The sequence below is a fragment of the Candidatus Scalindua japonica genome (assembly GCF_002443295.1).
Taxonomy (GTDB): Bacteria; Planctomycetota; Brocadiia; order Brocadiales; family Scalinduaceae; genus Scalindua; species Scalindua japonica.
The window spans coordinates 12,579-36,338 of sequence record NZ_BAOS01000020.1; the positions used below are offsets into that span (position 1 = coordinate 12,579).

The 23,760-nt window shown below is 35.5% G+C and carries 30 protein-coding genes; all 30 read right to left on the reverse strand.

Features of this window, described 5'->3' with window-relative positions:
- Positions 1-7: 7 nt before the first annotated feature.
- The 30 genes from asnB to SCALIN_RS11575 all read right to left on the reverse strand — a co-directional run bounded on the left by asnB (position 8) and on the right by SCALIN_RS11575 (position 23,673).
- Positions 8-1,906: an asparagine synthase (glutamine-hydrolyzing) gene (gene asnB, locus SCALIN_RS11440; protein ID WP_096894626.1), complete on the reverse strand. Its 1,899-nt coding sequence runs from the start codon at positions 1,904-1,906 to the stop codon at positions 8-10.
- Between the two features lie 8 nt (positions 1,907-1,914).
- A complete protein-coding gene (locus SCALIN_RS11445) occupies positions 1,915-2,916 on the reverse strand; it encodes a glycosyltransferase family 2 protein (protein ID WP_162532276.1) in 1,002 nt (333 codons plus the stop codon).
- Complete coding sequence (locus SCALIN_RS11450; RefSeq protein ID WP_096894628.1) at positions 2,916-3,794, reverse strand: glycosyltransferase family 2 protein; 879 nt, start codon at positions 3,792-3,794, stop codon at positions 2,916-2,918. The genes SCALIN_RS11445 and SCALIN_RS11450 overlap by 1 nt, the downstream gene beginning before the upstream one ends.
- Positions 3,795-4,068: 274 nt before the next feature.
- The gene (locus SCALIN_RS11455; RefSeq protein ID WP_162532277.1) at positions 4,069-4,773 is read right to left on the reverse strand and encodes a polysaccharide deacetylase family protein; all 705 of its coding nucleotides are present in this window, start codon (positions 4,771-4,773) and stop codon (positions 4,069-4,071) included.
- Between the two features lie 495 nt (positions 4,774-5,268).
- Entirely contained in the window at positions 5,269-5,514 is a 246-nt protein-coding gene (locus SCALIN_RS11460; RefSeq protein ID WP_096894630.1) for a type II toxin-antitoxin system HicB family antitoxin, read from the reverse strand.
- Between the two features lie 297 nt (positions 5,515-5,811).
- Positions 5,812-5,973, reverse strand: coding sequence for a type II toxin-antitoxin system HicA family toxin (locus tag SCALIN_RS23985; protein ID WP_203415455.1), 162 nt, complete (start codon positions 5,971-5,973; stop codon positions 5,812-5,814).
- Positions 5,974-6,210: 237 nt separating this feature from the next.
- Positions 6,211-8,358 carry a glycosyltransferase gene (locus SCALIN_RS11465; protein ID WP_096894631.1) on the reverse strand — a complete coding sequence of 716 codons (2,148 nt, stop codon included), beginning with the start codon at positions 8,356-8,358 and terminating at the stop codon, positions 6,211-6,213.
- Between the two features lie 457 nt (positions 8,359-8,815).
- The gene (locus SCALIN_RS22195; protein WP_162532278.1) at positions 8,816-8,968 is read right to left on the reverse strand and encodes a PIN domain-containing protein; all 153 of its coding nucleotides are present in this window, start codon (positions 8,966-8,968) and stop codon (positions 8,816-8,818) included.
- Between the two features lie 255 nt (positions 8,969-9,223).
- Positions 9,224-9,493, reverse strand: coding sequence for a hypothetical protein (locus SCALIN_RS11470; protein WP_096894632.1), 270 nt, complete (start codon positions 9,491-9,493; stop codon positions 9,224-9,226).
- On the reverse strand, positions 9,490-9,837 hold the full coding sequence (locus SCALIN_RS11475) for a hypothetical protein (protein ID WP_096894633.1): 348 nt from the start codon (positions 9,835-9,837) through the stop codon (positions 9,490-9,492). Before SCALIN_RS11475 ends, SCALIN_RS11470 begins: the two co-directional genes overlap by 4 nt.
- A 109-nt stretch (positions 9,838-9,946) precedes the next feature.
- Positions 9,947-10,189 carry a DUF4351 domain-containing protein gene (locus SCALIN_RS11480; protein ID WP_096894634.1) on the reverse strand — a complete coding sequence of 81 codons (243 nt, stop codon included), beginning with the start codon at positions 10,187-10,189 and terminating at the stop codon, positions 9,947-9,949.
- 31 nt (positions 10,190-10,220) lie between these two features.
- Positions 10,221-10,391 (reverse strand): hypothetical protein, encoded by a 171-nt coding sequence (locus SCALIN_RS22200; protein WP_162532279.1) that lies wholly within the window; start codon positions 10,389-10,391, stop codon positions 10,221-10,223.
- Positions 10,392-10,755: 364 nt separating this feature from the next.
- On the reverse strand, positions 10,756-11,121 hold the full coding sequence (locus SCALIN_RS11490) for a type II toxin-antitoxin system PemK/MazF family toxin (RefSeq protein WP_096894636.1): 366 nt from the start codon (positions 11,119-11,121) through the stop codon (positions 10,756-10,758).
- Positions 11,112-11,351, reverse strand: coding sequence for a hypothetical protein (locus SCALIN_RS11495; protein WP_096894637.1), 240 nt, complete (start codon positions 11,349-11,351; stop codon positions 11,112-11,114). Before SCALIN_RS11495 ends, SCALIN_RS11490 begins: the two co-directional genes overlap by 10 nt.
- A gap of 541 nt (positions 11,352-11,892) precedes the next feature.
- Complete coding sequence (locus SCALIN_RS11500; RefSeq protein ID WP_162532280.1) at positions 11,893-12,120, reverse strand: type II toxin-antitoxin system HicA family toxin; 228 nt, start codon at positions 12,118-12,120, stop codon at positions 11,893-11,895.
- The gene (locus tag SCALIN_RS22750; protein WP_096894639.1) at positions 12,107-12,406 is read right to left on the reverse strand and encodes a type II toxin-antitoxin system HicB family antitoxin; all 300 of its coding nucleotides are present in this window, start codon (positions 12,404-12,406) and stop codon (positions 12,107-12,109) included. Before SCALIN_RS22750 ends, SCALIN_RS11500 begins: the two co-directional genes overlap by 14 nt.
- Positions 12,407-13,059: 653 nt before the next feature.
- Positions 13,060-13,293 carry a type II toxin-antitoxin system HicA family toxin gene (locus tag SCALIN_RS23990; protein WP_096894640.1) on the reverse strand — a complete coding sequence of 78 codons (234 nt, stop codon included), beginning with the start codon at positions 13,291-13,293 and terminating at the stop codon, positions 13,060-13,062.
- The gene (locus SCALIN_RS11515) at positions 13,274-13,585 is read right to left on the reverse strand and encodes a hypothetical protein (RefSeq protein WP_096894641.1); all 312 of its coding nucleotides are present in this window, start codon (positions 13,583-13,585) and stop codon (positions 13,274-13,276) included. The genes SCALIN_RS23990 and SCALIN_RS11515 overlap by 20 nt, the downstream gene beginning before the upstream one ends.
- Before the next feature lie 347 nt (positions 13,586-13,932).
- The gene (locus SCALIN_RS11520; RefSeq protein ID WP_096894642.1) at positions 13,933-14,157 is read right to left on the reverse strand and encodes a type II toxin-antitoxin system HicA family toxin; all 225 of its coding nucleotides are present in this window, start codon (positions 14,155-14,157) and stop codon (positions 13,933-13,935) included.
- Positions 14,150-14,530, reverse strand: a complete 381-nt coding sequence (locus SCALIN_RS11525) for a type II toxin-antitoxin system HicB family antitoxin (protein ID WP_096894643.1) — start codon at positions 14,528-14,530, stop codon at positions 14,150-14,152. The genes SCALIN_RS11520 and SCALIN_RS11525 overlap by 8 nt, the downstream gene beginning before the upstream one ends.
- A 415-nt stretch (positions 14,531-14,945) precedes the next feature.
- Positions 14,946-15,341, reverse strand: a complete 396-nt coding sequence (locus SCALIN_RS23995) for a GNAT family N-acetyltransferase (RefSeq protein ID WP_420885432.1) — start codon at positions 15,339-15,341, stop codon at positions 14,946-14,948.
- A 688-nt stretch (positions 15,342-16,029) separates the two neighbouring features.
- Complete coding sequence (locus SCALIN_RS11535) at positions 16,030-16,209, reverse strand: GxxExxY protein (RefSeq protein ID WP_096894645.1); 180 nt, start codon at positions 16,207-16,209, stop codon at positions 16,030-16,032.
- A gap of 71 nt (positions 16,210-16,280) precedes the next feature.
- Complete coding sequence (locus tag SCALIN_RS11540) at positions 16,281-16,694, reverse strand: GxxExxY protein (protein ID WP_096894646.1); 414 nt, start codon at positions 16,692-16,694, stop codon at positions 16,281-16,283.
- A 140-nt stretch (positions 16,695-16,834) separates the two neighbouring features.
- The gene (locus tag SCALIN_RS11545; protein ID WP_096894647.1) at positions 16,835-18,028 is read right to left on the reverse strand and encodes a DegT/DnrJ/EryC1/StrS family aminotransferase; all 1,194 of its coding nucleotides are present in this window, start codon (positions 18,026-18,028) and stop codon (positions 16,835-16,837) included.
- Positions 18,029-18,051: 23 nt separating this feature from the next.
- Positions 18,052-18,447, reverse strand: a complete 396-nt coding sequence (locus SCALIN_RS11550) for a GxxExxY protein (RefSeq protein ID WP_096894648.1) — start codon at positions 18,445-18,447, stop codon at positions 18,052-18,054.
- A 25-nt stretch (positions 18,448-18,472) separates the two neighbouring features.
- A complete protein-coding gene (locus SCALIN_RS11555) occupies positions 18,473-18,943 on the reverse strand; it encodes an acyltransferase (RefSeq protein ID WP_096894649.1) in 471 nt (156 codons plus the stop codon).
- 63 nt (positions 18,944-19,006) lie between these two features.
- Positions 19,007-20,014, reverse strand: a complete 1,008-nt coding sequence (locus tag SCALIN_RS11560; protein ID WP_096894650.1) for a Gfo/Idh/MocA family protein — start codon at positions 20,012-20,014, stop codon at positions 19,007-19,009.
- Positions 20,007-21,143, reverse strand: coding sequence for a sugar transferase (locus tag SCALIN_RS11565; RefSeq protein ID WP_162532281.1), 1,137 nt, complete (start codon positions 21,141-21,143; stop codon positions 20,007-20,009). Before SCALIN_RS11565 ends, SCALIN_RS11560 begins: the two co-directional genes overlap by 8 nt.
- Before the next feature lie 132 nt (positions 21,144-21,275).
- Complete coding sequence (locus SCALIN_RS11570) at positions 21,276-22,013, reverse strand: CpsD/CapB family tyrosine-protein kinase (protein WP_096894652.1); 738 nt, start codon at positions 22,011-22,013, stop codon at positions 21,276-21,278.
- A 457-nt stretch (positions 22,014-22,470) separates the two neighbouring features.
- Positions 22,471-23,673: an ExeA family protein gene (locus tag SCALIN_RS11575; protein WP_096894653.1), complete on the reverse strand. Its 1,203-nt coding sequence runs from the start codon at positions 23,671-23,673 to the stop codon at positions 22,471-22,473.
- Between the last annotated feature and the right edge of the window lie 87 nt (positions 23,674-23,760).

Below are 23,760 nucleotides of genomic sequence, written 5' to 3' on the forward strand. Positions count from 1 at the left end.
TTTATAATTATGTGATACAATCATTGTCAATAAACTTTCGGTGCCACAATTCAAGAACAATCAGTGAAAAAATCACCTTTGAATGATTCATACGCTGTGAATTTTCACGAATTAATCTTTCGATTGATTTTTTTTCAAAATAACCTCTATTGAGCGTTTTTTTATCCATCATGATATCATAGACAAAATCTTTCATTTCATTTCTCAACCAAGACTCGTAAGGGACAGGGAAACCTGTTTTTTTTCTATATAAGATTTCCTTGGGTACTTTATTAGAAAATGCCTTCTTTAAAATGTGCTTTGTCGTAAACCAATTAAGTTTATGGCTATCCGGCAAATTAGCAGCAAATTCCAGCAGCCTATGATCAAGAAGTGGCACTCGAAGCTCTACGGAATTAGCCATAGTGATTTTATCAGCCTTGGTTAAGAGATCATCAGGCAGCCATGTTTTCGTGTCTATATAAAGCATTTTATTCAAATTACTTACTTTTGTAATATTCTCAAAATAGTCTCTAGTGATTCCTGCCGAGTTGTTCTTATTTATGTTGTCCCCGAATTCTTTACTATAAAATTCATTCTTGTTATCATTAAAATAACCAGATGGACTTGAAGTTCTGCTATAATAATACTCTTTCATCTCTAATGTCATAAGGGGAGCATATTTTTTTAATTTCTCCAAATACCTCATATTACCCAGCTTGTCTATAAGGACCGAGATAGGGCTATTCAGTGGACCAATAATTTTCTTTATGCGTTCCATCCAAACATAATTTCTGTAATTTGGATAGCCGGCGAATGCCTCATCACCTCCTTCTCCTGAAATTAAAACCTTAACGTGTTCTTTTGCTAACTTAGATACATAATATAACGCTATCGCAGGTGGTTCACATACGGGTTCTTCCATATGCCAGACATATTTTGGAAGAAAATTCAGAAAACCCTGTGATGACATAGTCATTTCGTAATGTTTAGTCCCAAATTTCTCAGCAGCAAGCCTTGCAAATGGTCTTTCGTCTGCAAAGCTCTCTCCCTCAAAGCCAATGGTGAATGTACTTATATCCTTATCGGTCTCATCAATAGCAAAACTAAGCAAAGCCGTTGAATCGATGCCCCCACTTAATAAGAATCCAACCGGTACATCGCTGATCATATGGTCTCTCACTGACTCCCTTAATAAATCAATCAATTGGCCTTTCGAATCTTCAAAACTATAGTTTCTTTTAGAATTTGAAAAATTAAGATCCCAATACTGCTTAATATTTATTTTTTCATTTTTCAAAATTAAGTAATGCCCTGGACTAAGCTTGTGTATGCCCTTGAGTAAAGTTTCTGTTCCTGGAATATAGAAATATGTTAAAAATCTATCAACAATCTCAGGATTTTCTTCCCTCTTCACCTTTGGGTCTTCCAATATTGATTTCATCTCAGAAGAAAAAAGAAAAGAGTCTTTGGTCATACAATAATAAAGAGGCTTTATTCCTACTCTATCTCTGGCAAGTAACAAAACACTCTCTTTCTCATCCCATAAGGCGAAGGCGAACATTCCTCTCAGTTCTGAAATGAAACTCTCGCCATATTCTTCATATAAATGAACTATGACTTCAGTATCAGATTCAGTCTTAAAAACATGCCCCTTCTCTATAAGCCTTTTTCGTAGTTCTCTATAATTATATATCTCTCCATTGTAAACGACCCAGACATTCATATCTTCATTCGAAATAGGCTGTTTCCCCGTATTAAGATCAATGATTGATAACCGCTTGTGCCCTAAGCCAACCTGCCCTTTAATATACATGCCTTTATCATCCGGCCCACGATGGTTCATAATGGCCATCATATTTTCCAAGACCCTCCGATCTACAGTGCTATCTTTGTCAAAATTAACTTTTCCGCAAATTCCACACATTCTCAATCCTAATTTATACTCTTTGATGGTCCATGAGATACTTGACTATTAGATGTTAATTCTTTTGCCCATTTTTCATAGCCTATCGACCAACGAAAGATTTTTTTCCACTTTGTAAATGCAACAAGTATAGTATCTTGCTTACGCAATATTATAGCACTGGGCATGAGTATTATAATCAACATCATTCGACATATTGAAACAAAGGTCATTACAGACTTATAAAAATAAGCGCTTTTCTTACCCCTGTATTTCTCCATGAATTTGGATACAGATTCTCTCATGAGAACAATACCAAAATAGTTTTGTTTGCTCTTTGTACTTTTTCCACCATGATGAATAATTTGAGAGGAGTTGACGTAATATGTTTTGTAACCGGTTTGATTAATCTTATAACAAAGGTCCAGGTCTTCAGAATACATGAAATAATCCGTACTGAATTGATTCACCTCCTCAAAAACACTACGTTTAACCATAATACATGCACCGGAAATGACCTCAACTTCTTGCGGTTTGTCATTACTACGAAATAATGGTTTCATACCCCATAACTTCAATGTGGGAAATAAAAACTTTAGATAGTCAATATCAAATGCCTGGTTTAAAACAGTCGGATAAGGTTGGATACAACTTGTCTGCAACGATAAGTCAGTGTTAAGTAATCTGCAACCAATTGCGCCTGCGTCTGGCATTGTTTGTAAATTTGTATACATTATTTTGACAGCATTGCTAATTATTTCTGTATCCGGATTTAAAAAAAGTAATGTTTTTCCTGTAGAATGTTGAAAACCCAGATTATTTGCATAGGCAAAACCATGATTTTTTTTACTTTGTATAAAAATAACACGTGGAAAACCCTTTTTAAGCATTTCATCACATCCATCATAGGATGCATTGTCAACCACAATAACCTCGAACTCAACATCTGGCGGTTGACTATACATACTGGTGAGGCATTTTCTTAAATGGTGCAAAGAATTCCAATTAACAATTATTATTGAGATATCCACTATTTATATTTCCAGATACTCTGCCGAAAAAATAGTTTATTTAACTGTTGTTTTCTCAGATAAGCAATTAAGTCTTTATCATCAACCTGTGGTATTTTTATTATGTAACCATTTACATATCCCCACATAAGCGCTATGGAAACGATAAAATAAGGTTTTTGAAAAATCCTTTTTATACACTTAAGAATCATAAAAAGCGGATGATATCCGCTAATATAATTTGCCCTTCCATTCTTCGTCCAATTACCCCATGTTCCATCAGCCACTCCGGTACTTCTGTGATGACTTATTTTTAATTCGGGATAACTCCTCGTCTCCCACCCATTCATATTAGCCTTCACTTCATCAAGAGTGTCCCACCCGGGTGCTTTAAGAAGACCACCGATATCGTCCCAGCATTTTGCCCTGTATATCTTTGTAGCACCTCTAACATGAAAAATAGGGTCTCTTTCATATATCATTCTTCCATCAATTATGTTGTAAATCCCACCACCGCATATTCCGAGTTTCTGATTTTTTTTGAAATTCTCAAAACATTTCTCGAAATATGTATCGCTAAAAGTTAAATCACCATCCAATTTAACAATGAAATCCCATTCTTTAAACTGCAAATTATTAAAAGCATCATAAAAAGCCTCAATTACACCTCCACCTGCTTTGCGAAAACCTCTATCATGCCTGTGTATTGTTTTAATCCATCCGTATTGATTTGCATATTCGTCAATTATCATGGCAGTATTATCTGTCGATCCGTCATCAACAATAATCCATTCAATGGGTCTTATCGTCTGTGAAATTACCGAATTGATGGTTTTCTCAATGTATTCTTCTTCGTTCCGAACGGGTGTGATTATGACGTATTTTATTTTTTTATCCATGTTCAATGGTACTGATGAAAACTAAAGTGAGCTAAAGTTTTAAAGTGATCTTAAGTGACTAAAGTTATATTAAATAAAATTCATATAAATTTGACCTCACGCAAAGACGCTAGCTCGCAAAGGTTAAAGCACTTGACTCCCCAGTTAAATATGCTCCCCTATGGAACTTATTGATTCCATGTGGCAAACCCTTAAGGAACTGCTTATGCATTCCATTGGGCAAATCCCCGTGGAATAACTTGTTCCACGGGACAAGCTGGACAAATTTACCAGGTTAATTAAGTTGATTAGTGATTGAGGATAATTTCCTTTTGAACATCTTAAAAATACATTGTGGCTTATTAAGCCAATCATAGCCACCTTCAAGCTTTGCTTTGAAAAATATGATGTCATCACAAGAATTTACGGGTATTCGTTTAGCAAAACAGATATCATCTTTTCTAGAAGTCGTTCCTATTCTAGTACTCACACTATATTTGTAATCACATTCGCGGAGAATGTCTTTTAAATATTTTCTAAATTCATTATCTTCCTCTGGAAATGCGAACGGATAAGAGAAAGAGTCTATTACTTCTCCAAGCTTATCCTCGATGGTTTCCTTGGAATGCCTGATTTCATATTCAATTTCCTCTTTCTTTATAGATTTAAGTTGTGGATGCGTAACCGTATGAGAGCCAAAGTTTATGCTATTATTATTCAATTCTCTTACCTCATCCCAACTGAGATGCTCTTTCTCATTAAGTCTTGATCCATTATTGTTAATAAATTCTGTTGGTAAAAATACCGTAGCAGTAAAGTTATATTTCTGTAGAACAGGAAATGCCTGTGTATAAAAATCACGAAATCCATCATCGAATGTTATGACTACGTACTTGAGTTGACGAGTTGATGAGTTAAGGAGTTGAGGAGTTTTCTTAAGTATATCTACAATATCTTTAAGACTTACAACTGAGTAGTCATTTTCATGGAGATATCTCATATGTTCGTTAAAAATATCAGGGGATGTATTGACTCTATAATATGGGTGAACTCCATTTTCACTCTCATTTGAGATACTGTGATACATTAAGATAGGAATACAATCATCTCTTTGTGACCGTCTAATTCGACTGATAGGGTAAAAGAAATATAGGGTAGCTATACGGTCGATACGGAGCATTTTATAAGTACAATATAGAAATTTAAGAATTCAGGGATTAAAGTACAATGATTCAGGAATTAAAGAATTCAGGGATTTAGGAATTATGGATTTTAGAGATTATTCCATTCATCTACAGAAATGTCTCGATTAAGCTTTTCTTTAACTTGCTTTAATAGCATTTTCATCTGTGGAACTGAGAATTCTCGATTTGTAGGCACAACCTGTTTTTAGGATCCGTATCTCATGATTCCATGCCTGCTGCCTGCCTCAATATCACTGAATCCAAGTTTCTTAAGTTTCATCATAAAATCCCTTCTCTTGCATGGCACCCATTTATGCAACTATAGCTTCCTTTAGATTTAAGTTGATTCCTTCTATAACAGGTATTTTATCGCGATGTCTCAACCCATTGATTAGCCAATCTTCTAAAGCGAAGTGAAGTTCTTTTTGACATTCATAAAGAGTACTTCCGAAAGCAATGGTTCCTGAAAAAGCTGATATTTTTCCACAGTAAGATCCATCTTCTAGTTTTTCGTATTCAGCCTTGCTCATTGCCCTCTCGATATATTGTGTAAGCATTGTTAACCTCCAAAGTTTATGGTTGAACTTCCTGAAAATATCTTAGAAACACGAAAACACCGCGTTATACATCCTTTTCGAATCCTGTTGCAAGGTGTAAAGGCGAAAGCATTAGCTAGATGCTTGATACTGAATTCTCGTTTTGGCTTTGTGCCAAAGTTGCACAGATTTAATAAAATTGGTTAGCATCCTGCCAAGGTGGTTGTATTAAGGTTAATTTAGGAATTCAGGGGTTTGTATGGTTCAGCGTTCTGGGTTCGGCGTTCATAGTTACAATAAAAAACACGAAATGCGAACCTATTTATTTTCAAAAAATATCTTTTCCTCAAGCCCTGATTGGCGTACCATACTCCGAAACGTTTTTATGTCAAAATCCTTCTTATTATCCAGCACAGTAACCCTTCTCTTTACACCATTTATAACAGCTTTAAACTGTTGATGGCTACCCTTTTGTCCCACAAATACGAATTCGGTACTGCAAATTTTCTCGTTCTCATTTCCAGCTCTTTAGAAAATTCTTTATTATCCACAACTCTAGGCACTTTAAAATTTAGTTCATTTTAGTCACTTGAATAGAAGAGTCTTTACAATTAACTTAAGTTGAAATTCATTCAAGCTTTCCAAGAAACTTATTAGCCAATAAGCAATTAACCTTTTTTATCAATGTAATCAACCTATCAACTTATTGACTATTCATCAATTCTTATAATTACCTACCAGTTTATCTACGATATTGAGATAGATATTTTCTTTTACTTCCCAGCAATTGCTTTCCATGTATTTTAGTGAATTTTCAACAAGCTGATCACGTAATACTTTATCTTTTACAAGCAAAAATATTTTCTCTCCCAAATCTCTTTCATCGCCAGATTTGAAAAAACTCACCAAAGACTCATCAAAATAAAATTGATCTATTTTAGTATTAGAAGCAATCACCGGAACTCCGAGACCCATAAATTCAAATATCTTTGTACTGAAAGCCTCATTACCAAAACCATCAGCTCTTTTGGGAACTATTCCTAAATCTGCAGTCGCCATACAGTTTGCATTTTCTTCAACTGGCAGATAATCCTTAAAAAATATCCGTTCTTCAAGTTTCAAATGTGCAACTAATTCCATAAGTTCGCCCACCTGGACACCACCTCCACGGATATGGAACTCTAACTCCGGAATATTATCACAAATAATGCCAAAAGCCTTAATTGCAATATCAAGTCCCTGGTGCCAATTTAGGGTACCAGGGTACATGATCAGAAACTTATCTTTCCTTTTCTTTTTCTCTCGTTTGAAAAAAACACTTGAATTCGGATAGTTTAGGATTGTTGTACATTTTCCCTCATCGACAGATCTGGTGATAAGCTTACTCCGCCATAAATCATTGGAAACGATAACATGATCAGCAAAGGCGGCAGACAGTCTTTCAACCATAACTAAGAGTTTATAAGTTAGAGAATTATTTCCCACCTTAAACTTATCCACATAAAACTCAGGGACAATATCATGTATGTCCAAAATAATTTTTGATCCTGCTATCTTTGGAATAAATGCTGTAAATACTAAAAAATCGGGTATATTGTGGATATGTATCATATCATACTTTTTAAAAACGTATTTTCCAGTTAACACAGTTGACGCCTTAATATAGAACAGAATAATCTTAAACAAATACATATATTTTGAGGTTTCTTTATGAGATCTCTTTTGCACTCGAAATACTCCAACACCATTTACTTTGTCATAACGTGGTTGATCTTTTACCCCCAGACAAATTACATCTACTTGGCCTCCACGCCTGGCTAGTGACTCTGCATATCTTATAACTCTATTATCAGATTCATAGTTTGTATATGCTACCATACAAAACTTCTTCATACCTTTATCACTACCTTTTTCTTGACATTTTTTATTTGTAATTATTTCCCTTAAATTAGTGGATTGCATTTTGCAAAATCCAGCCATATGTTTAGGCAATACATGCCAGTATTGATCTTTATATCTCTTTTTAATATATTTAAGAAGCTCAACATAATATTCTATTGGATATTCTTCAATGTTCCGTTTTTTTTCCCCTAAATTCATATAATCAGGATGAGTATTTAAGAGCACCATTCCACCCTTCTCAACAATCCAGTCCAGCTTTCTTTTCCAGATATCTATTGTATTCTCTCTCATAAATAAAAACAGTGTAGAATCTTGTGGGAGTGTATATGGAAGTTCTATATAACTATTGTGAGTCAAGTTGCTTGTCACCAGGAATGGGAAAATTGTTTTCATGCCTTCTGACTGTGGTTCAAATGGGTCTGTATCGAATGTTGAGGAGTCGTATTCTATATTTAAACCATGAATCCAATCCAGGTTGTTATGCATGGATGGAGAACGAAAACCTACAGAATTCCATTCCTTTAAATAATGGTTAATTTTTATCGCTCGTTTTTGAAATGTCTTTTTGGACTTATAAAGCTTTCCGTCATGATACAATCCATGCACACCTACTTCAAACCCGTTATCCGTAAGATAGTGACGGAGTTCTTTAGATACTTTGTGTCGTTCAGGCACAAAATTAAAGCATGAATGAAAGCCTGATTCCATCTCTAATTCTGCTAATTTACGGCAATTATCCTGGCCCTTTACCGTCTCAACATCGTGTGTGAGTACAAGCGCGAATTTCTTTCCCTCCGGCCAGCCTGTCCAGCCTTGAGGCGGATTTCCCGCCTTTTCATCTATGGGCCAGACGGCTGAGCATGCCCGGCGTTTTCTTTGAACATACATTCTGCGAAGGCCTATCTGCAGGCGTCTCGGGATGAAAGGTTTAAGACTATAGTAGAGGTTGTTGATAAGGTTCATGGTTCTTGGTTCTTGGTGCTTGGTTATTGGTTATTGTTTTCTTTATTGAATTTATCAGTCTATAATGATTACATTCAGAATTCGGTGTCTCTGCAATATCAATAACACCAACTGCAAAGTCTACAGTTTTTTGCCAAACCTCTAAATTATGAAATGAAACAACGAGAATAATCGTTCAGAAGTCAACATTTTCATCCACAGATTACGCAGATTGACGCAGATTTTTTGTAAGGGTTCCCCAGTGAAATTGGTTTCACATTTCACGGGGCAGGCAATCAGAGAATTCAAACCCTTTTACCCAATACTCTCATGCTTCAAAGGATTAATTACTTTGAAATTCATACGCTCAGCCACTTTGCACAAATTTTCGTCAGATGCTACGAAAACCCAGACCTCATCATAAATCATGCTGTATGTCCCTAAATGCAATGCATCAAGGGTCCTCAGCCCATGGGCTTTACCATGCCCCCCTCAATAAACGTTCTGATTCCTTTATTACTGAATGGGTCAGAGGTTCGACATTGAAAAGTGTCATCTGCTCCTCAAATGCTTCTATTGCCACCTCTAATCGGCCTTCATCAATCTCCCTGTTTCTAAACCTCCTGAACACTTGGGGTTACCTAATCTATTGACAAACTTCATACCCATGTTAACTTTTCAACAGACACAAATTATAAAGTTAAGTAGTCTCCCCAGTGGAATAATTGGTTCCACCCCAGTTAAACACGCCTTGCATTTCACAGGGCAGGCGGGATAAGTCGCGTTCCATAGGGCAGGCGCGAAATATGCTAAATTTACTTCTTAATTCACTTCCATCACGTTTCTAATTGCCTCAATCATATCCTTCAATCCCTCATCCGTAGTTTTAGCTGATAATCTCTTTTTGCCTAAGAAGCCTAATGTATTCTTCATACGTTAACGGACAATCTACTAATTCTTTAAAATTTTTTTGAGATAGTTTCAATTGCCCTCTAATTTTATTTTCTATCTTTTTGCTGATATCTCCCTTACCATGAGAATAATGAACCCTTAATATTTTTTTACCGTTCACTACTAACCATCCATAATAATGCCCAGTAGATCTGACACTCAAATTTAGCTTCTTAAATATTTTTCCGACTTCCCTTTTCTTCATCTGTCCTCAATAACTTCCACTAAGAAGGCTAACCATTTCCCGGGTAATCTGCCTAAATTGTCTTTATCTTCTTTTAGGTCTTCATAAACAGAAACAATCTCCTTACATAAATTGTTAATTGCTTCATACTCTGTATCAGCATAGGCAAAAGCTTCTATATCATCAAGAGACGCTATAACTTTATCTTCTTCTATTTCAATCGTGATGTATATTGGCTTTGTCAGAATATAGCTTGGGCTCTGCAGGGTATTTAAGGCTATTATCTTATAGTGACCCTCAATAGCATTTACTAATCTTTTAGAAAGGGTTTTGTATTGTTCTTCTGTTAAAATATCAATCTTCATTTTTTATCTCCTCTTTACATTTCAGATTTTGGGACGCGAAAGCCTTCCAGAAGAGGGTCAATTCTTTATCTTTGACATTTCTCACACTCATAGCCGTAGTTATAACAATTTATTCATTCTTAAATAAATCTTCGATTTTTTCGCAGCCAATTACCTTTTCTCCTAACGCTTCTAATCCTTCTGATGTTTTTATTTCAGATAAACGTTTATTGATATCAGATGGCAATGCACCCCACTTACTTTCTATCAAACGAATTAATAGTGTTTTTTCTCCTTCTATCTTGCCTTCCATCTTGCCTTTTATCTTGCCTTCCATCTTGCCTTTTTCAATTAATTTTAATGCAGTTGTCATACTTATTTCACCTCCCTTCTCTGATATCTCTTTATATAGTATTTACAACCTTATCCACCTCTATTTCGGTTGAACCATATAGATACCTGATTACACTTTCTAGAAACTTTAACCCCTCTTCCTCTTCAAAATACTGTCTGCCTATTTCAAGGAAACCCTTTAAATTTCTCTCCAACTCTCTTTCATTGAAAATATTCCTCATAATCAACAAAGATATCTCAAGAGAAATTCTTCCAAATACCTTCTCTTGCACGGCACCAACTTATACACCAATAGTTTCCTTTGGATTTAAGTATTTAAAATTTTTCAGTTTAAAAACCATGTTGTGGTTCTTTCCGGGTTATTTGTTCCATCTGTTTAATCTGTGGATCTTCTTATCCTTCGTGTTAGAGAATTACTTTTTTTGTCCACAGATTACGCAGATTGACGCAGATTTTTTATCACGCCAGGTACGCCAGGAAAATAAAAATACTAACCACGAAGCTAGAAACAAATTCAAAGGCGGAAATGATAAAAAGCAGAAAAAAAAGGGCTAAACCGCGAAATATGCTAAATAAACGAAATTATTAACGAAAAATTCCCAATTGAAAAAACATGGCATCTAAGATTTTATCTTGCCGTTCTACTGAATCAATCGTGCCAAGTTGCTCTATCAACCGCTTTTTGTCCAATGTTCTGATTTGATAACATAAGACGATGGACTCTTTTGTTAGTCCTCCTACGCCATTTGGAATCAGTGCTTCATTTGGGTAAACCTTCCTGTCAACTTTTCTTGAGGTTATCGGAAGCACATTTACAACAGGTAATAACTGATTGATTTGGTCTTCGCTAATTACCACAACTGGACGAGTTTTACCTTGCTCTGAGCCAATGGTTGGATCAAGATTAGCAAGGTAAACATTCCATCTAAAGAAATCCTTTATTACTGCCACTCCTCTAAGTCAACGTATTTTAAATCTTCAGATACCTCTTTTAAATCACTCAAGAAAAACTTATCCTGGGTCGCATTTTTAAGTTCATTGATTTTATTATTATAGTCTTCTGTCTTATTGCGGAAAAATATAATAATCTCAACAGGATCATTTTCCGGAACATGATCAGGGATCTTGATCCGAATTTCATGATTCTTAGGTGTTCTTACAATTTGCTTGATTGCTTCCATTTTTTACCTTTTTTGGGTTTGGAATTTATTGATACTATATACTTGATAGAAACTAAAGTGACTAAAGATGTTTCCACAGATTACACAGAGTAACTTCCAAATTATAATCCACAGATTTTACAGATTAAAAACCATGTTGTGGTTCTTTCCGGGTTATTTGTTCCATCTGTTTAATCTGCGGATATTCTTATCCTTCGTGTGAGAGAATTACTTTTTTTGTCCACAGATTACGCAGATTGACGCAGATTTTTTATCACGCCAGGTACGCCAGGAAAATAAAAATACTAACCATGAAACTCGAAACAAATTCAAATGCGGAAATGGCAAAAAGCAGAAAAAAAAGGGCTAAACCGCGAAATATGCTAAATAAACGAAATTATTGATAGTTTACATGGGCAATTCTTTAGCCATGAAACTTCTAACGCTCATTTTATCAAACCTAATACCTTTTGCCTTTTGCAATACCTTGAGTACATGAGTGATGATAGTAAATACTGAATTCTCGATGTTTAATGCTAGTCATAAAATACGAAATGCGAATCTATTTTTTTTCAAAAAATATCTTTTCATCAAACCCTGATTGACGGACCATACTCTGAAACGTTTTTATGTCAAAGTCCTTCTTGTTATCCAACACTGTAACCCTTCTCTTTACACCTTTTATAATGGTCTTAAACTGTTGATGGCTACCCTTTTGTCCCACAAATACAAACCCATATCTCTTTAATACCTTTTCAACTTCTTTACTTGTGATGTTAACTCTTGGCACAAGCTTTCTCACTGAATTCGTAAAATTCTGAAGGGGCAGATGATCTCAATAAAGATTTAAACCTTTGATAATATTCTTCGATTACCTTATCAGGAACATGTCTTGGAATAAAATCATCCTCCTCATTATCCTTTATAACGGACTCAAGATAACCTTCTACAGCCTCTTTAAGATTATTTCTTGCTTCTTTTAATGTCCCACCCTCTGTTGCTATATCAAGCTCAATGCATATTGCAGTATACTGGTCATCACTCTTTTCAATAATTCCATGGAATATCATTTCCATTTTTAGCCTCTCCTATTTAATACAAGATATACATTTATTTTCCCACTTTTAAAAGTGAATAAAATTAGTTAAACAGAATTTAAAAAAACAATCTCACGCTAAAAGCCACTGAGAAAAGTGATCTAAAGAGGTTTCCACAGATTACGCAGATTAACGCAGATTTTTTTTCACGCCAGGAACGCCAGGAAAATAAAAATCACTAACCATGAAACTCGAAACGAATTCAAATGCTCAAATGACAAAAACAAAAGCATTAAACCGCGAAATACGCTAAATAATCGAAATTATTAAGAGGTTCCACTGGGCGGGCGCAAAGAGATACAGATTTATGTATTTAAAAATTTCAGTTTAAAAACCATGTTGTGTTTTTTCCGGGTTATTTGTTCCATCTGTTTAATCTGTTTAATCTGCGGATTTTCTTATCCTTCGTGTGAGAGAATTACTTTTTTTGTCCACAGATTACGCAGATTGACGCAGATTTTTTATCACGCCAGGTACGCCAGGAAAATAAAAACTAACCACGTAACTTGAAACGAATTCAAATCTTCAAATTACAAAGATTAGAAACAAAAGGGTTAAACCGCGAAATATGCTAAATAAACGAAATTATTAAGAGTTAGGTTACAGGGGTTAAAGAGATGGTTTACCTTATTTTATGCCAAATCTAAAATCCTTATAATTTTATCTTTGTCGATACCTGCCTGTCTTAACATTTCATGAAATAACCATTGAGGAATATCACTTCCATGTTTATGGCTGATTCTTACTCTCAAAATTGCACCGTTTGATAAAGTTTTCCTCCATGTTTCATGTTTTTTTGAACGGACTTTTTCAAAACCTAATTGTTTTAGTACTAGTGTAAACTGGTTATACGTGTACGAAGCCATGTTTTATTTCGATGAGCATTTTCAATTCCCAGTCGGTTTTACATAAAGATATTGCCTTGATATACGGTAAATGATGCGCTCTGTTTGGACTTTTAGAATATAATTCAATATCTCCCATATATTCTTCAGCATAATCTTTTATGGCTTCAATCATATCATTAATCGCTTCTTCAGGAGAATCCATTTCGGTTACAATATCCAATTCAGGACAAAAGGCACAATATTCCATTCCTTCCTGGGCTAATAAAATAGAAAGTCTCCCTTCCTTTATCATGATTCTTGGCTCTTCCATAAATAACCCTCACTTCCTGCTATGGTAAACGTATTTAACAAAAACTATTTCATCTTCACGATCTAAGCGTATTCTGCGCAACTCTTTCAATATTGCAACCAGGTCCCGCCAAACTAACTGTCGGACAAGCTGGCGAGGACGGAATGTGACTAAAGAGGCTTCCGCAGATTACGCAGATTTTTTATTTTTTCAGCAACCATTATCTGTTGTTCATGAGTGAGTTGTGGATACATAGGGAGTGAAAGGATTTCTGAAGCTGCTTTCTTGCCATTTGTTGTTCAACTACAATTCCTTAATCCCCGAATTCTTAAATCTGTTCCATCTGTGTAATCTGCGGATTAATGCTTTTAATTCTTATTTTCAAATACATCAGCCGGTAATTCAAATTTTTCTATTAAGTCATTAATGGCATAAGATAGAATTGTTGTCTTCTTTCCATGAGACTTAATAGGATATGATTTCTTTGTTTCGGGATCATAAAATTTCGGATGCCTTCCTTTGCCGGTCACAAATATTATGTCATATTTTTTTAATGCTCTGATTACTTTTCGTAATTCCAGATTTTTAGGCATATGTTACTTCAGCAGTTAATTGTTCAAACTTCTTTGGAGACTCCATTATTATTGATTTAGACAACGATCTTTTAAAGCTCTTATTAAGTTGTTTGGTTTCCTGTTCATTAAACATTCTCCAATACATATTATGTGCGGGATCATAGATATTTGCTGTGTTAGAGTTTTCTATTGCCGTCAGAATGTACTCTTTAATTGACTCTGCTAGAGACTTTAATGCATCCGTTTCGTTTTGTCCATGTGAGGATACGGTAAAATCTAAACAACGAGTAACATATAGGTTATCTTCCCTGGTCAATAAAACATGTAGTTCGGGGCTTACCCATAACTCCCCAATTTTTATTTTAATTCTCAAAGCCTTTAATGTTTTCATAGCCCTCTCCAAAAAATTAATATTTTGTACGTTTTTATTTTAATACTCTTATATAGCATTGTCATACCATGTTTTTAATAGCCAGTTGCACGCAAATTTTTTTTTGCTCTCATCCACAAAGCACCTTGCCTTGTTCAAGAACCTCACATTCAAGAGATGCATGCACGCTACGATATTTATCATAGTCATAGACACATCCATGTTTTAAGTGTCTAAAGAGGTTTCCACAGATTACGCAGATTTTTCATCACGCCAGGTACGCCAGGAAAATAAAAATCACTAACCACGAAACTCGAAACGAAATTTAAATGTTCAAATGACAAAAAACAAAAGTGCTAAACCCGCTAATACGCGAAATATGCTAAATAAACGAAATTATTAAGAGGTTACAGGGGCAATTCTTATTACCATATTTCTACCCCATATATTTATAAAAAAGGTTGCCAAAAACTTTTAGTATTGGGATTGGAGTTTTATTAAATACTTTATTGTGAAAACCGGAGACCAATGAACTCTCTTTAACAAATTTGTTATCTTTTAAATCATATTTATAATATTTTATCATATGTTTAGCGGCACCCCACCCATTTTTAAATCGCACAAGGCCTTTGTGTTCTAAATTGGTTTTACCGAAGCAAAACTCTTGATATCCATTCCGGCAGTACCATTTTATGGCCTCCCACATAACAATGTTGTTTGGCCTGAATCCCTGATATTGTATATCCGAAGCGCCATATTTATATATTGCCTTTTCTCCAAAATGAAAATAAACGGCACCTGCAATAATTTTCTTTTTATATGAAGCAAGCAAAACAAAACCAAGATCCCTTGAAATAATATAGTCATATATGTTTCTAAAAAAAAAGCAGGCTGAGGTGGTAAACCATGCATCTTCCTCGTCAAACAGTTTAATCTGTAAAATTCATTTATTGATGCCAATGTATTACAAACTTCCACTTTTATATCTGCCTTGATCGCCTTCTTTATGTTTCTCCTGGTACTATCCCTTAAATTGGAAAATATCTGATCTTCACCTTGTGACAGATCTAACGTGTGTCCGTAGTAATATGAAGAAAGAGGTGATTCCTGAAAGAGCCACTCTCCACCTTTTATCTCAATAGATTTCCAACTACTCTTCTTCCCGTATTCAATTAAATAATCAAACACATCATTAATATGACTTCCCTCTGCAACAATAGGATCAACGTAATCAGCAAATGGTAGTGATACACCTTTCTTTCCTGCTATAAAGTTTTTTACTTCCATAATTGGCATTAAAACCAATAATTTATTTTCTTTAATTAATGTAAAGTAAAGAGGCTTAAAGTTGTATGATTCATGAAGTACCCTCGCCCAGCTTGATGAATGAAAGAAGGAATAATCTGGGTTTGAAAGTAATAGATCGTCCCAACCGGGATATGTTATGGGGTTTATTATTTTGAGGTTCATATTCATCCACAGATTACGCAGATTGACACAGATTTTATGGATTTTTATTATTAAAAATCAACAGGCAAGTTTACTTCCTTTTTCCATTTTATATTTCTATTAGCAAACTCAATACTTAGGGCTTCTTGATAAACGGCTTCCAGAAAACCGGCCCCTAGAGATTTATGAACCTCCATGGCAGCACCAATTATTTCATGTGTTTGTGGATCTTTCCGGGTTATTTGTTCCATCTGCGTTAATCTGTGTAATCTGTGGATATTCTTATCCTTCGTGTTAGAGAATCACTTTTTTTGTCCACAGATTACGCAGATTGACGCAGATTTTTCTTATTATTCTTATTAAAAATAAATCGTTTAAAACCCAGGCTGCTTGCGCCAAAGTTAATCAGTAAACCTGTCTCCAAGCCTGTTGCTTTTAAGTAATTGATAATTTGTGACTCTTCTTTTCCACTAAGTTCACTTAATGCTTTCAACTCCACAATTATTTTTTCGTAACATAAAAAGTCTGCTCTATAACTTGTTGAAAGTTTTACCTCTTTATAGTAAACAGGCAAGTCCACTTCTTTTTTAAATTGTATATTTCTATTAGCAAACTCAATGATTAGTGCCTCTTGATAGACTGCTTCAAGAAAACCGGCTCCTAGCACATTGTGAACATCCATGGCAGCACCAATTATTTCATGTGTTCGTGGATCTTTCCGGGTTATTTGTTCCATCTGCGTTAATCTGTGTAATCTGTGGATATTCTTATCCTTCGTGTTAGTGTATTACTTTTTTTGTCCACAGATTATGCAGATTGGCGCAGATTTTTCTTATTATTAAAAATAAAATTCACCTTCGCGGGAAGCCGCCCGAGTTATATAGTCTTCGCGTGAGGAAAAAACTCTTTTATTTTCTCCGCAACCTGTATCTGTTGATCATGGGTAAGTTGTGGATACATAGGTAGTGAAAGGATTTCTGATGCGGTTTCTTCAGACACGGGGAAGTCTCCCTTCTTATATCCCAGTTTTTCATAGGCTTTTTGCAGGTGAAGCGGTACCGGATAATGGAGTCCTGTAGCAATATTGTTTTCTGATAGATGGTGTTGGAGTTCTTCTCTGCTTTTTGTTCGTATGACGTAAAGGTGATAAACAGCCTTTGACCATTCTGGTTCATGGGGAGTCTTTATACTATCAATCTCGCTTAGCAGTTCGTTATATCCATTGGCCAATTGCTGCCGCTTCTCATTCCATTCAGACATGTGTCTGAGTTTTATCTGTAAAATACCTGCCTGTATCGCGTCAAGCCGGCCATTATACCCTTCTATCTCATGATGATATTTTTTTGTCTGGCCATGGTCACGTAGCTGTCTGATTTTTCCGGCTATTTCTTCATTGTCTGTAGTTACAGCCCCAGCATCTCCAAACGCGCCCAGGTTTTTCCCTGGGTAAAAGCTGAATGCTGATACCAACCCCATCGAGCCCGCAACTTCCCAATTCTCCGTTTTTTTAGATTTGTATTGAGCACCATGTGCCTGACAGGCGTCTTCAATAACAACAAGATTGTATGTTTCCGCTATCTGCAGAATAGGATCCATATCAGCAATCTGACCATAAAGATGCACTGGGATTATGGCTGTTACCGGTTGTCTGGTTTTAGCGTTTAAGAGTCGATGAGTTTTATTATCAAAGCAGCATTTGGTTTCAAGATATTCTCTTAATTTCTCAATGTCAATATTGTAAGTACTTTCATTAATGTCAACAAAAGCGGGTAAAGCACCTGCCTGTGTTATGGCCTCTGAAGTGGCAATAAAGGTGTTGGGGACGGTGATCACTATATCACCATCATTTACTCCAGCAGCTATCAATGAAAACCTGAGAGCGTCTGTTCCGCTATTAAGACCTACACAATATTTTGCATTGCAAAATGCAGCAAAGTCCTTTTCGAAGTTTTCCACCATAGGCCCACCTATGAAGCCGCCTGTACTCAGGGCTTTATTAAAAACGGCCAGGAATTCCTCTTTTAGTTCCAGATGAGGGGTGATGAGGTCTATAAATGGTATTTTGTTCATTTCTTCTCCTCAGATTACGCAGATTACACAGATTTTTTATCTTTAAATATAAAACGTTTAAATTCTAAACTACTTGCACCAAAATTGAGAAGTAAACCTGTTTCCAGGCCTGTTACTTTCAAATAATTTATAATTTGGGACTCTTCTTTTCCACTAAGTTCACTTATAGCTTTTAACTCAACAATTACACTTTCGTAACATAAAAAGTCTGCTCTATAACTTGTTGAAAGTTTTACCTCTTTATAGTAAACAGGCAAGTCCACTTCTTTTTTAAATTGTATATTTCTATCAGTAAACTCAATGCTTAGGGCTTCTTGATAAACGGCTTCCAGAAAACCTGCCCCCAGCACTTTGTGAACATCAATGGCAGCACCAATAATTTTATGTGTTCGAGGATCTTTTTGGGAAATCTGTGCCATCTGTGAAATCTGCGGACTAATGTTTTTAAATCTTTCTTATAAAACGAGCGGGGTTTCCTGCAACTATGGAATCTGGGGGAACGTCTTTGGTCACCGTGCTACCGGCACCGACAATGGAGTTTTCGCCAACGCTTATATTTGCGAGAATCGTAGCGCCAGAGCCGATAGAAGCGCCCTTTTTTACCAATGTTGTCTCCACATTCCAATCTTCTTCACTTTTCAACTCTCCCTCTTTGTTTGTTGCACGAGGATATTTGTCGTTTATAAACATAACACCGTGACCTATAAGTACATTGTCTTCTATAGTCACGCCTTCACAAATGAATGTATGGCTCTGTATCTTACAATTTTCACCAATTTTCGCGTTCTTTTGTATCTCAACAAAGGTTCCTATCTTTGTTTTATCGCCAATTTCACAGCCGTAAAGATTTACAAAATTACAAATTTTTACATCTTTCCCCAACTTTACGTCATCAGCAATTGTAGAAAATTTCATTTTATTTTTAATATTTTAAGCCATGAGTCCTGAATCATAAGCCACCATCTAACAATGGTTTAGTTAAATCGCTACCTTTCCACCGCCATTTGACAATGATTTTGAGGATGCCTCCAGGATTTCAACTACTTTCAAACCTTCTTTGCCACATGAATCGGGTTTTAAATCGCTTTTTATACAATCCAAAAAGTGCTGACATTCCGTTTTTAATGGTTCGGCCTGTTGGATAAATGGAGCATGCATATCGCCGTAGTGGTAAGAAAATTGGAACTCTGCAAATGTGTCATAATGTGGAGGCCTTTCTACTCTTTTGTCATATACCTTAATCTTTTCATTTGGTTCTAAATCGTCGTAAACGAGCATTTTCTTAGTACCGACAAACTTCGTCTCTCTTACCTTGTTAGGATCAAGCCAGCTACTCTGGATAGTGGCAAACCCACCATTCTTGAAATCGATTGTCATATTTGTAATGTCTGCAATATCTTTAGTGATATGTGCCTTACCCTGACAATTTACGTGTGTGGGCTCATCATCCAGAACATAGAGGATAATGGATATCTCATGCGGCGCAAGGTCCCAGGTAACGTTAATGTCTTCCTGGTAGAGCCCCAGATTCAAGCGTCGTGAGCCAATATACATAATATCACCTAGATCACCTCTTCTAATAATTTCCTTTATTTTACGTACCGGTGATGAGTAAATGAATGTATGCCCAATCATAAGTTTCAACCCATTCTTCTCTGCTAGAGCGATCAACTCTTTACACTCCTTTCCAGAACGAGCCATGGGCTTTTCTATGAAAGTATGTTTATTTGCCTGAAGACTTTTCCTGGCCATCTCAAAATGGAATCTAACCGGTGTTACAATAAAGATCACATCTATATCTTTATTGTCGACTAAATCATCATAATTGGTGGTTGTCTTGATGTTACCATAGAGCCCCTTCATATGGTTTAATCGCTTAACATCAATATCACATATCATCTCAACTTTACAGTCAGGAAGAGAATAGAGATTTCTCACAAGATTAGGCCCCCAATAACCACAACCCGCAACTGCAACTTTAAACATATTTACAAACTCCTTTCTCTTTATTTTTGTTTTCCTGCATACTATCTAAAACTTGAAGAACAATGGCAAAAGGAGTTTTGAGTATGATAATAACGTCTAACAAAAAGGATTCTTGTCTTGAATACCTGATGTCAAGCCGTATCATCTGTTCAAAAGTAAGTCTATTTTTCCCACTTACCTGCCACAATCCAGTAATTCCCGGTAAAGCATTAAAGCGCCCGTTATGCCAGCTCTCGTATTCCTCCTGCTCGTAAAGAACCGGTGGACGGGGGCCAATCAAACTCATTTCACCTCGAATTACGTTAATCAACTGGGGTAATTCGTCTATACATAATCGTCGAAACACCTTTCCAAAGGGAATTAAACTATTTAAATTATCCCGTTTGATCATAGGTTTGTTTACATTTCCGTCACTATGTTTTTCAGATTTTATTAGTCCAGCCACATATTTTTTATGAGCATTCGTACAATTTCCGACCTTCATACTTCGAAATTTCAGCATGATAAATGTCTTGCCCATATACCCCACTCTTTCCTGTTTAAAAAAGACAGGCCCTGGAGAGAGTATTTTAATTGATATGATCGTAATGAGAAAAAGAGGAGATGCCAAAACAAGAACTAAGACAGACACGGTTATATCAACATATCGTTTCCAAACGGGCATTTTGTAGTCGTAATTATTTTTTATTTTATACTCAAGTTTAACGTTATCGACAAAATCCTTCTCAGTCTGATCACTTATTGAATATGATTTATTTGAACTGGGGTTGCTCTGTTTAGTGTAACCATTATTTTTATCAGATTTATTTAAGTAGTTAGTTATATTATTAATATCTTTCCAATCAATTGGATAGATATAAACTTTAAAGGTAATATTTTGTCCCGTGGTAGAAATAAATTTCTCTTTTATATTTTTCGCGAAAATCGATGCACCTGCCCTATCAGTATTATTCAAACAGACACCAATGTGTTGATTGTCAATCATTCCAACTTCATCAATCATACGTGTCCCACGCTTATTAAATATCTTTATAAATAGCTCGATAGTTTTTTCGCTTTTTCCACTCAAGTCAAACTCCACAAGAGAAAAAACACTTTCACTTCTGTCGCATCTAACTCGTTCCCGCATAATAATACTCTTAAATTCATTTTCTGAATAAATATTGCAACGTAAATTCCTTGGGCGAGCATCACCATTCAATTTATTATGTTTCAAAAATGTGAATAATTTCATCGTTTTAATACCTAAAGCTTATAACTTTTAAAGTCTTTTATATATACATTCTGGAATATAATGCTTTCTTTTATTCAGAATTACACCAAGTATATTTCCACCATTATTTTTGATTTTTTCTTTTACTATATTTATTTTCTGCCACTTTGTGTGATCTGCCTCTACAACCATGACAACCCCATGCACTTTATTGGATATCGCGATTATATCAGAAGATGTATCTGCAGATGGAGAATCTATCAAGATATAATCAAATTTTTGTTTTAGTTCCTCAAAAATATCACTAATTTTGGGAGATCCAAAAATTGAAGTTACATAGTCCCCATTTAATGAAAGTTGTCCTACATATAATTTAGAATTACCGATCTGATGCAGTACATCGTTAATAGACCTACCATTACTAATAACTTCTGCAACTCCCCCCCTGGGTTTAATACCAAAGAATTTAGAATGGCAAGAGTTAGATTTGGCATCTAATAACAAAACGTTTTTATCAAGTTTGGAAGTAGAAATTCTGGCAAATTCCCGAATCACAGAGGAAGTGCCTTCTCCTCTGGATGAACTAATAAACTGAATAATCTTGTTCGGAAATTCAGAAAGAAGAGAATTGATGTTTTGATAAAGGAGTATCATCTCATCTTCCATATCAATTTTTTTATGGACCTTTGCAGGAGACCGCTCGGCAATATTATCTGCAAAGGGTATCTCCTTTAATCCTTTCTGCTCCTGTCTGGCATGTTCCAAAGCTTTGTATATTTTACTCATAAATGTTTTTCCTTAACAACAAGACAGTAGCAACGTTCATATTTTACTACCATAACAACAAAAAGAATTAAACCGCGAAATATAGGAAATAGGCGTTCTTGGTTCTTAGTTCTTGGTTCTTGGTTCTGGATTCTAGGTTATTTTTTTTGCCGACTTTGATTGTAAGCCAGTAAATATTTTATGAAACCACAATATCCTCAAATCGATCTATCCTCATACCTTCTACTACTAACAAAACCAACGAAACATATGTTCAGCCCTGTCCAGTTAGATGAATCCATTCGGATGCTTCAGCGAATAACAGGCAGGTTTTTTGTACACCCTGAACCTTTGAACGGCAAACCCTGAGCGGCCGCTATATTTTAATACTAATATGTTAATCTGATTTAGACATCTCAGCATTTACGCGTTCTTCATAGCTGGATTTTAGCCTATCTAACGGTTGCTTCTCTTTTGCTCATTTTGTAACATAGTTTGCTGTTTCGTAATTTTCATCGATTGTTACGCCTTTAGAACCTAATACCTCTTTTGCTTTATCATCATGTATTTCACTATTTTTAGTTGAGACAATATTACTGCCGCTAAGATAGATATGAGGATTTGCAGGATTTGCTAACCTTTCTAAAATTGTAATTGTTGTAAAGTTCTTTTTAATCGGCTCTGCAGCTTCTTTTTCCAAATCAGGTTTTATCTCTTTTTCCTCGTTAAATGTTATACTTGTCTCTTGAAAAAGTTCTTTACTCTTTTCAATTGATAAAATTTTACTTTTTTGTGAATAGAACAAAAAAAGTACTAAGAATAGTGCAAATGCTATTGGTAAAGCGAACTCCCATCTCAAAATAGAAAATTTCCTCTTTCCCTCAAAATCAGCAATAACTTCACTGACTGTTCTGCCAGTAACCGGCCTTTGCTGATTTCCATATCCGGTAATTAGCGCATTGTCACAGAGGATATTTAAGATTCGTGGGGTACCTTTGGCTTTTTTAATAATCCGATTAATTGCGCCTTTTGTGAAAACCCAGGCGTCATCTGCACCAACTGTAGCTAATCGGTGCCTGATATATGTTATACTCTCTTGCTGAGTAAGTGGAGATAGTGTGCTTCTGACTGCAATGCGCTGTTTGAGCTGACGCAGGTTGTTTTGCTCAAGCATATTATCAAACTCAGGTTGCCCGATAAGTAATATCTGAACCAGTTTATCTGTAGACGTCTCCAGATTAGAAAGCATACGAAGATTTTCCAACGTTTCAAGGGGCATATTTTGTACTTCATCTATTATGATCACAAAATTATGACCTTTTTTGTATTCCTTTATCAATACCTGATGTAAACAATTTACCATTTCAAAGACTTCATCTGTCTCAAGAGTAATTTCCAGTTCGTCGAAAATAGTCTTAAGAAGGCCCTTGAAGGAAAGGTTGGCATTAATTATATAGATAGTTTTTAAGCTATTCTGATCAATCTCTTTAATATACGAACGCAGTATGGTTGTTTTCCCTACCCCAACTTCACCGGTTATTGCCATAAATCCTTTCCTATTTTCTACCGCGTAGAATATTGAGGCTAACGCCTCCTTATGTCCTTCACTTAAGAATAGAAACTCCGGATCCGGTGTCACATTGAAAGGTTCATTACTGAGTTTGTAAAAGTTCAGGTACATGGTATTAAAGTGAGTAAAGTATAATGAGCTACTTTGTACCTACAGATATAAAAAAATCGCAAGTAATTCACTGTATTAGTTCGTTTT